The sequence below is a fragment of the Corynebacterium sp. DNF00584 genome, from assembly GCF_001552965.1.
GTDB lineage: Bacteria > Actinomycetota > Actinomycetes > Mycobacteriales > Mycobacteriaceae > Corynebacterium > Corynebacterium phoceense.
The window spans coordinates 12,240-26,727 of sequence record NZ_KQ959738.1 but is presented as its reverse complement, the minus strand read 5'-3'; the positions used below and the strand labels follow the sequence as shown (position 1 = coordinate 26,727).

Sequence of the window (14,488 nt, the reverse complement as noted above, 5' to 3'; positions counted from 1 at the left end):
GAAATCGTGGAGCGACACGCCGACGGCCACTGGCAGTAATTTTTTGGAATTTTGTCCAACCCGAAAAGGACTCTTTTTATGAAGCGCACCCACCGCACGGGCCTCGCCGCCGCCGCACTCATCGCGGCGCTCGGCGTCGCCCCGGCCGCCACGGCGCAAACCCCCGTTGCCTCCTTCAACGTCTCGCAAGGGTCGTCCCAATCGGAGTCAAACGGAGCCGTGGACGGTGCTGGCCTCCTGGGCGCCGCCATCGGCTTTGCTCAGGCGGCGAACGGCGTCGTCAACGAGGGCGTTGTGCCGACTATCGATTACAAAGCAGAGACCAACGAGCTCAACATCGTGCTGGACCCGTCCATCGTGCCGGGCCTGGCTGAGGCTTTCGCTCCGTCGACGAGCACGGGTGCGCTCAACACGAGCATGCGCGGCCGCACGGCCTCCGGCGCCACGGTGGTCTTCCCGACCTCGGGTACCTACACTTCCGGCTTCGGTCAGCGCTGGGGTGCGATGCACAACGGCATCGACATCGCCAACCCGATTGGCACACCGATTGTCTCCGTCATGGACGGCACCGTCATCAGCTCGGGCCCCGCACAGGGCTTCGGCAACTGGATTCGCGTCCAGCACGACGACGGCTCCGTGTCGGTCTACGGCCACATGCAGGCCAGCTCCCTACTCGTGGGCGTGGGTGAGCGCGTGAGCGCCGGCCAGCAGATTGCGTCCATCGGCAGCGAGGGCCAGTCCACCGGCCCGCACCTGCACTTCGAGATTCACCCGGACGGCACCACGCCGGTGGATCCGCAGGCTTGGTTCGCCGAGCAGGGCATTAACTTCTAGTTGCAGCCCGGCTTACCGGGCACGGTCTAAAGCTTTTCCATCGGCACACCACCGATGAGCATGAGTCGGACCGTGCCCGCCGAGCCAAAATCAATGGTCACCGTCGCGCGAGCGCCGGTGCCACTGGCGGCCACCACCTTGCCGAGTCCGTACTTGGCATGGTTGACGCGGTCGCCGACCTCAAGGTGAAGATTCTTGTTCTTTGGCATGGACGAGGACGGTTCACGGCGCCGCTGCGTTGGGGAAGACGCGGACGACCCGGAACCACGCGAGCCGCCACCGCGGCTGCTCCCGTACCCTGACCAGTCACGGCCGAAGCTGCGGCCATAAGAATAATCGTCTCCACCACTGCCCCACGCTCCAGCTCCGTGACCGGAGCTGGACAGACTGGAATCGGGCTCTTCGCGGCGCCAGTCGATGAGATCTTCCGGGATCTCGCCGAGGAAGCGGCTGGCCGGGTTCGTCAAGGGATTGCCCCACGACGAACGCAGAATTGCTCGAGTGAGATACAGCTGCTCACGGGCACGCGTGATGCCGACATACGCCAGACGGCGTTCTTCGCTCAGCTCCTTCGGGTCTCCGAGGGAGCGCATGTGCGGGAATTGGCCGTCCTCCCAGCCGGTGAGGAAGACGACTGGGAACTCCAAGCCCTTGGCGGTATGCAGCGTCATGAGTGTCACGACTCCCTGTTCGGAGTCCGGAATCTGATCCGCGTCAGCGACCAGCGAGACCTTCTCCAGGAAGGCTTGCAGGGAGCCCGGCGCGGCTTCTCCGTCTTCTTCGGCTTGCTTTAGCACGTCCTTATCGTCGTCATCCATAAACGCCATCTGGTTCGCGGCCTCCGAGGAGAACTCGCGCGCGACGGAAACCAACTCGTTGAGGTTATCGAGGCGCGCACCATCCTGTGGATCATTCGACTGCTCGAGCTGTTCTTTATATCCCGTCGCCTCGAGGATCGCCGTGATGAGCTCACCCAGATCCGGCTGCCCTGTCACCTCATTGGTCATGCCCGGCAGCTGTGCGCGCAGGCCATCCATCATCTCATTGAAGCGCCCCACCGCGTTGCGTGCACGGGCGCCGAGGCCTGGGACCTTGTCCACGGCGGCATCGACAAGCGCGCGGCCAAAGCTCACCCCCATATTGTCCGCATGGACCGCAATGTGGCCCTGGGCTGCGTCGCCGATCGCACGCTTGGGCACGTTGATAATGCGGCGCAGGCTCACCGTGTCATCCGGGTTATCCATGATGCGCAGGTAGGCCACGATATCGCGGATCTCGCGGCGCTCGTAGAAGCGCGTGCCGCCGACCACCTTGTACGGGATGCCCGAGCGCATAAAGATATCCTCCACCGCGCGCGACGCGTTGTTCGTGCGGTACATGACCGCGATATCGGAGTAGTTGCGTCCGCTATCCGCGAGCTGGTCGATCTCCTGGGCGATGAACCGGGCCTCATCGTGCTCGTTGTCCGCGACGTAACCGATGATCTTGGGCCCCTCCCCGTGGGCGGTCCACAGGTTCTTCTCGCGGCGGTGCTCGTTCTGCGCGATGACGGCGTTCGCGGCGTTGAGGATATTCTGCGTCGAGCGGTAGTTCTGCTCGAGCAAAATCGTGCGCGCCTGCGGGTAGTCGCGCTCGAATTCCTCGATATTGCGAATGGTCGCGCCGCGGAAGGCGTAGATAGACTGGTCCGAGTCGCCGACGACGCACAGTTCCGGATTGGGTGCCACGCCATCGCCGACCAACGCGGAGACAAGACGGTACTGCGCGTGGTTGGTGTCCTGGTACTCGTCAATGAGCACATGGCGGAAACGCCGACGATAGAAGTCCACCACCTGTGGGTGCTGGGTGAAGATGCGCACGACCTCACCAATGAGATCATCGAAGTCCACGGCGTTGGCCGCGCGCAGGCGGCGCTGGTACTCGGCGAAGACCTGCGCGACTGTTGTATCGAACGGGTTCTTCGTCTTCGAGGCCTCCGCGAGCGCCTCCTCCGGACCGACAAGCTCATTCTTGTGATTCGAAATCTGGTTAGCGAGGACGCGGCCGGTGTACTTTTTCAGGTCCAGCTGCATGTCCTTGGCAATCATGGTGAGCAGCCGGCGCGCGTCATCACTGTCGTAAATCGTGAAGTTCGTGTTCAGCCCCGGCACAAGCTGCGCGTTCTGGCGCAGGATGCGCACACAGATGGAGTGGAACGTGGAGACCCACATGCGCTCCGCAACGGGACCTACGAGCTGACCCACGCGCTCTTTCATCTCCGCCGCCGCCTTGTTGGTAAACGTGATGGCGAGGATCTGCCACGGCTGCACGCCGCGGCGATGCATGAGGTACGCGATGCGGCGCGTAAGCACCGCCGTCTTGCCTGAGCCCGCGCCTGCCACAATGAGCAGCGGCGCACCAAGGTGCTCCACGGCTTCCTTCTGCTGGGGGTTGAGACCCGCAACGAGCGGGTCCTCCCCCGCTGGCTGGCCGCTATCGGCGGCCTCTGCGGCGCCCGCGGGCGCGCCGAAACCGCCCTGAGGGCGCGGACGGAAGCCCGGCACGGGTGCCTGGGACGCACGCGCGGCGTTATCTCCACCAAAGGGATTCTGGCCGGCGTTGGGCGTGGAGCCGGAGTCCGACTTTGAGGCAGGGTTCGAGTTAAAAGGAGACGCGTTATCCATGATGGCTTACTACCGTACTAGCAGGCGCCGACACGAGTCGTTCCCCACGCCCGAACACCCGCCCCTATCTTGCCCCTATGCTTGGCTTTTGGTGTGTCCGCGACTACATTATGAGCGCATGAGCGCTGACACTAACTCCGGTACCGATTTCCCCGAGGGCACCGACATCCCCGAGACCGGCACGACCACCCCGAACGTCGAGTCTGACTTTGACGTCCGCATGCCGTCCGGCACGGACGATCCCCTCTCCGACGCGGAGATCCAGCGCTACCGCGAGGAGATCAACCGCATGGACCGGATCATCCTCGACGCCGCCAAGCGCCGCCAACAGGTCTCCCAAGCCATCGGGCGCACGCGCATGAGCTCCGGCGGCACGCGCCTGGTCCACACCCGCGAGGTGCAGATCATCAACCAATTCCGCGATGAGTTGGGCGAGGAAGGCCCCGCCATCGCGTCAGCGTTGCTACGCATGGGCCGCGGGCGCCTGGGCTAGACACGCGCGCTGTGGCGAAAATCCCCGATCGGGCACCATTTTTCGCTATCTTTGCCCGCTCGTGCGTGAAACTTTTGGACTACGGTAGGAAGATGTAAAAGACCCCGCCTGAATAAGCGAAGGAAGGCCCCGCCTTATGTCCATTACGTCGAACCCTCAATGGAACGCTCTCACCGAGCTCGCCGCAGCTCCACGCCCGAATCTGCGTGAGCTCTTCGCCACAGATCCCAACCGCACGAAGAACTGGACGCTCGACGCCGCTGGTTGGCACGTCGATCTGTCGAAGAACCTCATCGACGACGCTGTGCGTGACGCGCTCCTCGACATGGCCCACGCGGCGGGCATCGAGTCTTCCCGCGACAAGATGTTTGCGGGCGAGCACCTCAACTCCACCGAGGACCGCGCCGTCCTCCACACCGCACTGCGTGCTCCGGCGGGCACCACGCTCACCGTCGATGGCCAGGACGTAGACGCCGATGTCCAGGAAGTGCTCAACCGCATGGAAGGTTTCGTCGCCTCCCTGCACAACGGCTCCTGGACCGGCCACTCCGGTAAGAAGATTAAGACCGTCGTCAATATCGGTATTGGCGGCTCGGACCTCGGCCCGGCCATGGCTTACAAGGCGCTGCGCACCTACCTCGCCGGCGATATTGAGGCGCGCTTCGTCTCCAACGTCGACCCATCCGATATGGCGGCCAACCTCGCGGACCTCGATCCGGAGACCACCCTGTTCATTGTCGCCTCCAAGACCTTCACCACGCAGGAAACCCTCACCAACGCCCACGCGGCACGCCGCTGGACGCTCGAGGCCTACGACGGCGACACCGAGGCCGTCGCCAAGCACTTCGTCGCCGTGTCCACCAACGCGGAGAAGGTCGCCGAGTTCGGCATCGATACCGCGAACATGTTTGGATTCTGGAACTGGGTGGGCGGCCGCTACTCCGTTGACTCCGCCATTGGCCTGTCGCTCATGGCCGCCATCGGCCCGGAGAACTTCCGCGAGTTCCTCGCTGGCATGCATGCCATGGATGAGCACTTCCGCACCGCACCGCTCGAGGAGAACGTTCCGGTCCTCATGGGTCTGCTCGGCGTCTGGTACACCGACTTCCTGGGAGCGCAGACGCACGCCGTGCTCCCCTACTCCCAGGACCTCGCCCGCTTCCCTGCGTACCTGCAGCAGCTGACCATGGAGTCCAACGGCAAGTCCGTATGCCACGGCGGCAAGGATGTGGACTACAACACCGGCGAGATTTACTTCGGCGAGCCGGGCACCAACGGCCAGCATGCCTTCTTCCAGCTCATGCACCAGGGCACGCACCTCATCCCAGCTGACTTTATTGGCTTTGCCCGCCCTCGTGAGGACTTCCCCACTGCGGACGGCTCGGGTTCCATGCACGACCTGCTCATGGGCAACTTCTTCGCGCAGACCAAGGTCCTGGCTTTTGGTAAAACCGCCGAGGAGATCGCCAACGAAGGCGTCGACCCCGAGGTCGTCCCCCACAAGGTCATGCCGGGCAACCGCCCCACCACCACGCTGCTCGCCGAGGAGCTCACCCCGCACGCCCTCGGCGCGCTCATCGCCCTCTACGAGCACATCGTGTTCACGGAGGGCATGATCTGGCACATCAACTCCTTCGACCAGTGGGGCGTGGAGTTGGGCAAGCAGCAGGCGAATGACTTGGCCCCGGCCGTCTCCGGTAAGGAAGAGGTCAACTCCGGCGACACCTCCACTGACGAGCTCGTGCGCTGGTACCGCCAGAACCGCTAAGACCACATCGCGCGTCCCCGGCCTCGCCGGTGGCGCACAAAGGAGAAACTCTCAGTTCACCATCGCGGTGGAACTGAGGGTTTCTTTTTAGGACTGGGACGCGTCCTGCTGCTTCTTATCCCACAGGTGCCTGCGGACTACGAAGATGGGCAGCACGAGGACGAAGTAGAACGCCATGAACCCCACGACGTAGAGAATCACTCCGTCCGAAGTCACCTCGCTCCACGGCACGCCTTCCTCATTGGAGGACGCCACCCCGCCCCAGCCGGTCACCTGGCTTACATAGAACGTCGCGATGACCAACAAGGGAAGGATGACGAAGGAGAACCACCACGGCGGCACCCACGGGCGCCCGTCCGAGTCCCTTCTATAGAAGGCTCCACCGAATCCCATAGCGCTGTCCTTTCTCTGTATGTCTAAGCACTCAGCAAAGAGAATCCTATTTTCAGTGCGCTCACGCGGTGACCGCGGCAACCAAAAATTCCGTCGCGAGCGCTTGAGGAATCACGGATATCCCGCCACGGTATGCGCTTGCCATCATCAGCCCGACGAGCTTCATCAAAGGCAGCAACATCCGCTTCCATTGCGAGCTCCTCAAGCCTTTCTAGATCACTGACGGGAACGATTGCCGCAACGCGTTTCCCATTGCGGGTAACGATCGTCCGCTTCCCAGTAAAGCGACTTTCATCAATAGTGACGCCCAATTCGTCGCGGTGCTCCCGCTGCATACTCCGCCATGCAGGATGCCATCGATGCTCTCGAGACCCTTCCATTCCCCACGGGCTACAAGAAACTCCAAGGGCGAGGGGGGCTTTCGCATCCGCGTGGGAAGGTACCGCGTGGTGTACACCGTGGATCAAGGCCAACTCGTCATCGGGATTTTTACCCTCGGTCCGCGCGGAGGTGTCAATAAAAAATAGGGACGCCCACGTCAACCGTGGCGTCCCTACATTTTCAGTGTGGTCTGCGTTTACGCTGCGCTCGATCCCTCATCCTTCGAGCTCAACGCAAAGCCGTCCACAGTGACCTTCTTCTGTGCGACGCCGGTCTCCGGTGCGGTGGCGCTGGCGGTGGCCTTGCCGGCCGGGCAGTCGAAGTTCACTTCCACGGTGGTGCCGGCTGGGGCGTCAAAGCCCACGGTGCCGTTCTGCGCGGTGTATTTGATTTCCTTGGTCTGAATCTCTGGCCACGTGCTCGTGTAGGAACACTGCATGGGAAGGCCAGCGCGGTCTACGACGGTGAAGATGACGGTGCCCTTCGTCTCGGTCGGGGCGCTCGAGCCGAGTCCCGGCACGAGGGAGGCGATCAGCGTGATGATGAGCGCGACCACCGCGGCGGCAGGGCCGGCAAACTGTTGCAGCTTATCGAGGCTAAAACCAGGCATGACGAACTCCTTGTAAAAGATTAGAACTAGGTTGTCCTCAGTCTATCCCTTTTCCGCTGCCGATAGCCGGTTTCTGGAGAAAATTCTTAGAGCTTGATCATGGGCTCCCAGCCGTGCGGGATGACATCCGAGTCCACGATCTTGCGGCCGAACGGGAAGCAGGTCACCGGGATCATCTTGAGGTTAGCCAGGGCCACCGGGATCCCCACGATGGTCACGGTCTGCGCGAGCGCGGTGGCGACGTGGCCGATGGCCAGCCAGAGACCCGCGATGATGAACCAGATGGCGTTGGAGACGGCCGACATGCCGCCGGTGCCTCGGGCAGGCTGCACGACGGTCTTGCCAAAGGGCCACAGGGCAAAGCGTGCCATGCGGAACGAGGCCACGCCCATGGGGATGGTGACCACGAAGATGCAGGCGAGGATGCCTGCCAGGAAGTAGCCCAAGGCGAGGAGGAAGCCGCCGGAGATAAACCAAATCACGTTGAGAATCGTCTTCATGAGCCCCAGCCTAGCCGCACAGACCTGCAGGGCACAGGGGTGGAACGCTCGGATCGCCACCAGCGTAACCAGCACCTAAGATGAAGCACCATCATGAGCACACCTACCCCGCATAAGAACATCCACTATCCGCGCATCACTGCACTCATCGCTATCATCCTGGCCGCGGTCAATTTGCGCTCCGTCATCACGGCGATCTCCCCACTCATTCCGGAAATCCAAGCCTCCACCGGCATGAGCGGAACCATGGTGGGCATCATCGGCACGGTGCCCACTGCGATGTTCGCGGTCTCGGCGTTCGTGCTCCCCCGCATCAAGGCACGCTTCACGCTCAGCGAGATGATGCTCCTCTCGCTCGGACTTACCGCCGTGGGCCAGCTCCTGCGCGTCGTCTATCCCAACGAGTGGCTGTTGCTCGTCGGCTCACTCATCGCGCTGTTTGCCATCGGCATCCTCAACGCGACCATGCCGCTTGTCGTGCGCGAATACTTCCCGCGTCACGTGCCCAGCATGTCGCTCACCTTCATGATGTCGAGTCAGATCATGCTCGCCGCAGCACCCGTTGTCGCCGTACCCATGATGGACTGGGCGGAGAACATGGGCCTGCCCGGCTGGCAGATTTCGCTTGGCTCCTGGGGCGTGCTCGCCGCCATCGCGGCAGTAAGTTGGATGCCGCTGCTCATCCACCGCGGCCCGAACCCCATCGACACCGCGCCCGAGCCCAACTTCCGTCTGCCGGTGTGGCGCACCACCCTCGGCGTCGGCATGGCCTTCATGTTCGGCTCCAATTCGCTGGTGGCCTACACGATGATGACGTTCATCCCGCAGATCTTCACCAACGCGGGCCACACCGCGCAGTACGGCGCGAATATGCTCGCTCTTTTTAGTGTTCTCGGCATCCCTGTCACGATCGTCGGCCCGTGGCTCGCCGGGCGTCTAGCCAATGTCTTCCCCGTCGTCATCATGTCCGCGGTCTTCTTTTCTGCCGCGCTGTTGGGCCTTGCTTTCGCCCCGCTCGCAGCGCCGTGGCTCTGGGTCACGCTCGCCGCCGTCGGTACTGTCCTCTTCCCCATGGCCATTGTGCTCGTCAATATCAGGGCACGCACCCTCGAGGGCGCCACCGCGCTCACCTCTTTCGGCCAGGGCGTGGGCTACACCTTTGCCTCACTCGGTCCCCTGCTCACCGGCGCGGCACACGAGGCCACCGGCTCTTTCTTCATTCCGCTCGCGGTGATGGCCGCCATCGGCGTGGTCACGCTTATCGCTGGCTACTTCGCATCTCGCCAGACCTATGTCGAGGATCAACTCCCCGCATAACGCGCGACCTCTCGCGCCATCACCCCGGTAATGAGCACAATTTCCCGCTCCTCCAGCGGCCGCGACAAGCTAAAGCGCAGGGCTTCCTCCCCGTTCAGGCCCAAGGCCGTCAGCACCGACGAGGTCCCCCGCCCGCACGCTGAGCCTGCCGATGCCGCCACTCCCGCCGCGTCCAGCGCCACGAGCAGCGCGTCGCCGGAGACGCCGTCGACGACAAACGAGGCATGTCCAGGCAGGCGTTCCTCCGGGTGTCCCGTGAGCCGCGCACTCGGCACCCGCTCCAGCACCGCGGCGATGAGCGCATCCCGGCTGTCCATGAGCGCCACTGCGCGCTGCGCGACGTCACGCCGGTGCGCCACCACGGCCGCCGCGAATCCTGCTATACCTGCAACATTCTCCGTCCCGGCGCGCCGCCCTCCTTCCTGAGCGCCGCCGTGGAGCAACGGCTCAAGCTCCACCGCCCGCTGCAGAAGCAGCGCGCCCACGCCCTGCGGGCCGCCAAATTTGTGGGAGGCCAGCGCCACCGCATCCGGTCCCGGTCCCGGCCACCCGTCCGCGGCAAGGCTAAAGGGCAACGAGACCGCGGCTTGAACCGCATCGAGGTGAACCAGCGCCCCCACCGCGTGAGCGCGCTCCACCACCGCAGCGATGTCCTGCACGGTTCCGATATCCGAGTTCGCCGCGCCCATCGCAACGAGCGTCGTCTCCGGCGCCAGCTCCCCCATCTCCACGCGTCCCGTCGCGTCGACGTCCGCGTAGTCGACCGCGAAGCCATGCATGCGCTCCAGGTAGGCGACCGACTGCGCCACTGCGGAATGCTCAATGCGCGTCGTCACAATCCGGCGCCCGCATGGGTGCGCCAGCGCCAGACCGAGGACGCCTAAGTTATTCGACTCGGTCCCGCCCGAGGTAAAGACCACGCCCTCCGGCGCCACGCCGAAGGTTGCGGCGACCGTCTCCCGCGCATACTCGAGTTCCCGGCGCGCTGCCGCGCCCGCAGCATGCAGGCTCGAGGCATTCGCCTGCCCTGCGTCCCACACACGCTCCATCGCGGCGCGCGCCTCGGGTCGCAGCGGCGCCGTCGCCGCGGCATCGAGGTACATCACAGCTCGTCGAGCCCCAAGTCGAGCACGCCCGCGCTGTGGGTTATTGCGCCGACAGAGATGACGTCCACACCCGTCGCCGCGATCTCTGCGACCGTCTCGAGGTTGACGTTGCCGCTCGCCTCCACGGTCACGCGGCCTGCGATGAGCTCCACCGCCGCCCGTACATCCGCGAGCGCGAAGTTATCAAGCAAGATCGTGTCGACACCCGCGTTCACAACGGCCTCGACCTGGTCCAGTCGGTCGACCTCCACGATGATCGACGTTGTATGCCCCACCCGCTCGCGCAGTCCGCGCAGCGCCACCGTGAGCTCCGAGGCTGGGGCCTGCGCCACGCCGAGCGCCGCCAGATGATTATCCTTCACCATCACCGCGTCCGAGAGCCCGAAGCGGTGGTTCGTCCCGCCGCCCACGCGCACCGCGTGCTTTTCGAATGCGCGCAGGCCCGGCGTCGTCTTACGGGTATCTGCGATGCGTGCAGGCCCCGCGAGCTCCACGAAGCGCGCGGTGAGGGTCGCAATAGCGCTCATGCGTTGGGCGAAGTTGAGCGCCGTGCGCTCCGCTGTGAGAATTGCCCGCGCCGGGCCCTCCACCACAGCCAAGCGCTCGCCCGCGACAAAGCGCGTGCCCTCGGGGGCGAGCTCCGTCACGGCGACGCTCACCTGGCGGAAGGCTTCGTCGATGACGGCACCGCCGGCGAAGACGCCGGGCTCACGCGCGACGACGGCCACGCGCAGCGTTGCCTCCGCCGGGATTGCGGCCTCGGCCGTGATATCGCCCCACGGCGCATCCTCGCGCAGGGCCGCGGCGACCGCAGTACGGATGGTCTCGGAAGTTAGCATGCGGTGACCTCAGCTTTCAGTCGGTGCGCGCGGGCGTGTACCTGGCGCGGGTCGGTGTGCGGATAATCGGTGCGTTGATGGGCGCCGCGCGACTCGGTGCGCTCCAGTGCGCCCGCGGCGATAAGCTTTCCGATGCCCACCACGTCCGCCGCCGCCTCATCCGTCACGGTCGCCAAGGTGGCGGCGGCGGCGCGAATGCCCGCCCCATCGCGCTCGATGCCAAGGCCTGCCGCGATGGCGTGCTGGGCGTCAGCCAGCGTGCCGTTGCCGGCCCGTGCGGCCGGGGCGACGTCCATGACCGCACCCTGCAGTCGCGCGTCGTCAAAGCGCCACTCCCCGGTTGCGGCCGCGGTGGGATCTATGGCGGCCGCGTGACCTGCTGCGTCGCCAAAGACGAGGCCTTCGAGCAGCGAATTCGAGGCCAAGCGGTTAGCGCCGTGCACGCCGGTATTCGCGACCTCGCCAGCGGCGTAGAGTCCCGGCACGCTCGTGCGTCCATGGATATCCGTAACGACGCCGCCCATTGAATAGTGCGCGGCCGGCGCGACGGGCACGGGTTCGCGCGTCCAGTCATAGCCTTCGGCGGCAAGCATGCGGGAGATGCCGGGAAATTCAGCCGCGAGACGACCAGGCTCGTTGCCCTCGACGGCTGTGGCGTCGAGCCAGATATGCCCGCCCGTCGCATTCTGCGCACGGAAGATGGCAGCCGCCACGACGTCGCGCGGCGCGAGCTCCCCGCGCGGGTCCACGTCGAGCATAAAGCGCCGGCCCGCGTCGTCGCGAAGCACGGCACCGGCGCCGCGCACGGCCTCGGAGATGAGGTGGCGCGTGCCTTCGAGCACCGTGGGATGGAACTGCACGAATTCCATGTCCGCGACGAGCGCACCGGCCCGCGCGGCGGCAAGAATGCCGTGGCCCGTGGCGCCAGGCGCGCCGGTCGAGCGCGGGTATACCCCGCAATATCCGCCGGTGGCGAGGACGACGGCATCGGCAAGCAGGATGCCCCTGTTCGTTTTCGCGCCGGTCACGACGCCGTCGCGCAGGACGAGCGAATGCAGCGCACGCTCCGGTAGCTGAGTGATCCCAGGGGTCCGCGCGACCTCGCCGCGCAGGAACTCATGGAGCTCCGCGCCCGTGCGGTCGCCGCCCGCATGGACAATGCGCGAGAAGGAATGCGCGGCCTCCAATCCTTGGTCCAGCCTCCCGTCACCGTGGCGGTCGGCCGGGAAACCTGCGTCGAGCAGCGCACCGACGCGCCCCCGGCCGCGGCGCACGAGCTCGCGGGCGGCGCACTCGTCGACGAGACCTGCACCCGCGGCCAAGGTATCGGCGAGGTGCGACTGCCAGGTATCCGCCGGGGCGAGGGCCGCTGCAATTCCGCCTTGGGCAAGCTGCGTACTGCCCGCGCTTCCCTGAATGGAGGGGCCAGGATAGGCGAGCGTGACGTGTGCGCCCGCGGCGTAGGCGGCAAGCGCCGCGCTCATGCCCGCAACGCCGGAGCCGACAACGAGAACGTCACGCATTTAAACCGCCTTCGGACGGGCGGCGAGCATGCGCTCGAGGGCGACGCGGGCATCGGCTGCCACCGCGTCGTCGACCGTGATGCGGTTGGGTATCTCGCCAGCGACGAGAGACTCGAGCGTCCACGCGAGGTAGGCCGGGTGGATGCGGTACATCGTCGAGCACGGGCAGACCACCGGGTCGAGGCAGAAGATGGTGCGGTCCGGATACTGCGCGGCGAGACGATTGACGAGGTTGATCTCCGTGCCGATGGCGAGCACATCGCCCGGCTGGGAGGCTGCGACCTCACGGCGAATGAGCTCGGTGGAACCGGCGGCATCGGCAGCCTGCACGACGGGTGCCGGGCACTCGGGGTGGACGATGACGCGCACGCCGGGGAACTCGGCGCGGGCGCGCTCAATCTGAGCGACGGTAAAGCGCTTGTGCACGGAGCAGAAGCCATCCCACACGATGACGCGAGCGCGCTCGAGCTCCTCCGGGGTGAGGCCCTTCCGCGGGTTCCACAGCACGATCTCCTCGTCCGGGATGCCCATGGTGTGCGCGGTATTGCGGCCCAGGTGCTGATCCGGCAGGAAGAGCACGCGCTGTCCCTGCTCAAAGGCCCACTCGAGGACCGTCGTGGCGTTCGAGGAAGTACACACGATGCCTCCGTTGCGGCCGCAGAAGGCCTTGATATTCGCCGCCGAGTTCATGTACGTCACCGGGACGGGTGCCTCGATGGCCGCCGTGATGTCAGCCCAAGCGCGCTCGACCTGCGCGAGCGTTGCCATATCCGCCATGGAGCAACCCGCAGCGAGATTAGGCAGGATGACAGCCTGGTCCGCGCCCGAGAGGATATCTGCGGTCTCCGCCATGAAGTGCACGCCGCAGAAGACGAAGGCGTCTGCTTCCGGATGCGCCTTCGCGGCTTTCGCCAGGTTGAAGGAGTCGCCCACGAAGTCTGCGTATGTCACGACCTCGTCGCGCTGGTAGAAGTGACCGAGGATCTTCACGCGTTCGCCCAAAGTTTCCTTCGCCGCGGCGATCATGGCGTCGAGTTCCTCGGGGCTGGCTTGGGTGTAGCGCTCCGGCAGCGCGCTCTGGTGCGGCGCATCTACAGGGAACGGGTCCGCGATGGAGGCGCCCGGGCCATAGCTCGAGTCCTGATTAAGCGCCCACGGGTCTTGGGCAAGATCGGTGCCGCAGGCTTCATCCTTTGCGGCAAGCCTGATGAGTTCGCGCACGCTGGGCATGGTGGTCTTCTTTCTAGTCTTCTTCGGGGAGGTATCTGTAGGTTTTTGCGGGTCGATGCTTCACGCCCGCCAGGGAGTGGCCGGTTTCTTCCAGCGTCTTCGACGCCAGCATCTGTCTTCGGAAATTCGCCGGATCCAACGGGCGGCCGAGGATGATCTCGTGGACCTCGCGTAGCTGCGCGAGCGTGAACTCGGGGTCGAGGAAGCGGTGCGCCACGGCGGCATACGTCGTGCGCGAGCGCAGCCTTGTGAGCGCCGTCGCGATGATCTCCCCGTGGTCGAAGGCGAGATCCGGCAGGACGTCGGCGCGGAACCACGCGACGTTGTCGTCCTCCCCGGCCGCGGCGGTGGCGCCTGCGGCATCGCGCGCGCTGTACTGCGCCCAATAGGCGATGGTGACAAGGCGCTCGGCATCCGCGCTGCGTTCGACCGAGCCGAAGGAGTAGAGCTGCTCCAGGTAGCTAGGCTCGATGCGCGTGGCCGCCACTAAGGTCGCGTGCGCGGTCTGCGTGAGCGTCTGGTTCCAGGCGGTGGGCCCGCCGGGCAGCGCCCACGCATCTTTGAAGGGTGCACGCACGCGGCGCACGAGGGGCAGCCACAGGCCCTGCCCCTCGTCTTTGCCGTGGACACGCGCATGCGCCGGTGGCCGCAGCGCAAAAGCCACGGTGGACACGGCGACGCGCGGCGACTGCCGCCGCCGCTCCGCGACGTTGAGTTTCTGCCAGTCGCTCATGGGCCGTTCACCTCCACTTTTAGTTAAGGTCATTATGACTTTAAGTGAAAAGTAGTGTGGTCGCCCTCACGATGTCAAGCATTCTTCTGCGGGCGGGG

At 65.2% G+C, this 14,488-nt stretch carries 15 protein-coding genes; 5 read left to right on the top strand and 10 right to left on the bottom strand.

The window, feature by feature from the left end; genetic code table 11:
- Positions 1 to 78 precede the first annotated feature (78 nt).
- Positions 79 to 834, top strand: a complete 756-nt coding sequence (locus HMPREF0307_RS04020; protein WP_066487748.1) for a M23 family metallopeptidase — start codon at positions 79 to 81, stop codon at positions 832 to 834.
- 26 nt (positions 835 to 860) lie between these two features.
- Here the strand turns inward: HMPREF0307_RS04020 and pcrA are convergent, their stop codons facing one another.
- Entirely contained in the window at positions 861 to 3,497 is a 2,637-nt protein-coding gene (gene pcrA / locus HMPREF0307_RS04015) for a DNA helicase PcrA (protein WP_082723222.1), read from the bottom strand.
- A 118-nt stretch (positions 3,498 to 3,615) separates the two neighbouring features.
- Here pcrA and HMPREF0307_RS04010 point away from each other — a divergent pair, with 118 nt between their 5' ends.
- Both HMPREF0307_RS04010 and pgi read left to right on the top strand, forming a co-directional pair.
- A complete protein-coding gene (locus HMPREF0307_RS04010) occupies positions 3,616 to 3,990 on the top strand; it encodes a chorismate mutase (RefSeq protein ID WP_066487746.1) in 375 nt (124 codons plus the stop codon).
- A 136-nt stretch (positions 3,991 to 4,126) separates the two neighbouring features.
- A complete protein-coding gene (pgi, locus tag HMPREF0307_RS04005) occupies positions 4,127 to 5,758 on the top strand; it encodes a glucose-6-phosphate isomerase (RefSeq protein ID WP_066487735.1) in 1,632 nt (543 codons plus the stop codon).
- Positions 5,759 to 5,845: 87 nt separating this feature from the next.
- Here pgi and HMPREF0307_RS04000 read toward each other — a convergent pair whose 3' ends face one another.
- Positions 5,846 to 6,151: a hypothetical protein gene (locus HMPREF0307_RS04000; protein WP_066487730.1), complete on the bottom strand. Its 306-nt coding sequence runs from the start codon at positions 6,149 to 6,151 to the stop codon at positions 5,846 to 5,848.
- Between the two features lie 23 nt (positions 6,152 to 6,174).
- Positions 6,175 to 6,486, bottom strand: a complete 312-nt coding sequence (locus tag HMPREF0307_RS12495; RefSeq protein WP_082723221.1) for a type II toxin-antitoxin system prevent-host-death family antitoxin — start codon at positions 6,484 to 6,486, stop codon at positions 6,175 to 6,177.
- 15 nt (positions 6,487 to 6,501) lie between these two features.
- On the opposite strand from HMPREF0307_RS12495, the gene HMPREF0307_RS13535 reads away from it, so the two are divergent.
- Positions 6,502 to 6,678: a type II toxin-antitoxin system RelE family toxin gene (locus HMPREF0307_RS13535; protein WP_141629001.1), complete on the top strand. Its 177-nt coding sequence runs from the start codon at positions 6,502 to 6,504 to the stop codon at positions 6,676 to 6,678.
- 50 nt (positions 6,679 to 6,728) lie between these two features.
- Here the strand turns inward: HMPREF0307_RS13535 and HMPREF0307_RS03995 are convergent, their stop codons facing one another.
- Positions 6,729 to 7,142 (bottom strand): hypothetical protein, encoded by a 414-nt coding sequence (locus tag HMPREF0307_RS03995; protein WP_066487727.1) that lies wholly within the window; start codon positions 7,140 to 7,142, stop codon positions 6,729 to 6,731.
- Positions 7,143 to 7,228: 86 nt separating this feature from the next.
- Complete coding sequence (locus HMPREF0307_RS03990; RefSeq protein ID WP_066487725.1) at positions 7,229 to 7,642, bottom strand: YccF domain-containing protein; 414 nt, start codon at positions 7,640 to 7,642, stop codon at positions 7,229 to 7,231.
- 93 nt (positions 7,643 to 7,735) lie between these two features.
- On the opposite strand from HMPREF0307_RS03990, the gene HMPREF0307_RS03985 reads away from it, so the two are divergent.
- Positions 7,736 to 8,959, top strand: coding sequence for an MFS transporter (locus tag HMPREF0307_RS03985; protein WP_066487722.1), 1,224 nt, complete (start codon positions 7,736 to 7,738; stop codon positions 8,957 to 8,959).
- Here HMPREF0307_RS03985 and HMPREF0307_RS03980 read toward each other — a convergent pair.
- Genes HMPREF0307_RS03980 through HMPREF0307_RS03960 form a run of 5 tightly spaced genes read right to left on the bottom strand, consistent with a single transcriptional unit; the run spans position 8,944 to position 14,390 of the window.
- Positions 8,944 to 10,062: a cysteine desulfurase family protein gene (locus HMPREF0307_RS03980; protein WP_066487720.1), complete on the bottom strand. Its 1,119-nt coding sequence runs from the start codon at positions 10,060 to 10,062 to the stop codon at positions 8,944 to 8,946. The two genes, HMPREF0307_RS03985 and HMPREF0307_RS03980, sit on opposite strands and share 16 nt — an antisense overlap.
- Positions 10,062 to 10,904: a carboxylating nicotinate-nucleotide diphosphorylase gene (gene nadC, locus HMPREF0307_RS03975; RefSeq protein ID WP_066487716.1), complete on the bottom strand. Its 843-nt coding sequence runs from the start codon at positions 10,902 to 10,904 to the stop codon at positions 10,062 to 10,064. Before nadC ends, HMPREF0307_RS03980 begins: the two co-directional genes overlap by 1 nt.
- Positions 10,898 to 12,427, bottom strand: a complete 1,530-nt coding sequence (locus tag HMPREF0307_RS03970; RefSeq protein ID WP_066487713.1) for an L-aspartate oxidase — start codon at positions 12,425 to 12,427, stop codon at positions 10,898 to 10,900. Before HMPREF0307_RS03970 ends, nadC begins: the two co-directional genes overlap by 7 nt.
- The gene (nadA, locus tag HMPREF0307_RS03965) at positions 12,428 to 13,657 is read right to left on the bottom strand and encodes a quinolinate synthase NadA (protein WP_066487709.1); all 1,230 of its coding nucleotides are present in this window, start codon (positions 13,655 to 13,657) and stop codon (positions 12,428 to 12,430) included.
- A 13-nt stretch (positions 13,658 to 13,670) separates the two neighbouring features.
- The gene (locus HMPREF0307_RS03960; RefSeq protein ID WP_066487707.1) at positions 13,671 to 14,390 is read right to left on the bottom strand and encodes an NUDIX hydrolase; all 720 of its coding nucleotides are present in this window, start codon (positions 14,388 to 14,390) and stop codon (positions 13,671 to 13,673) included.
- Positions 14,391 to 14,488: the final 98 nt, after the last annotated feature.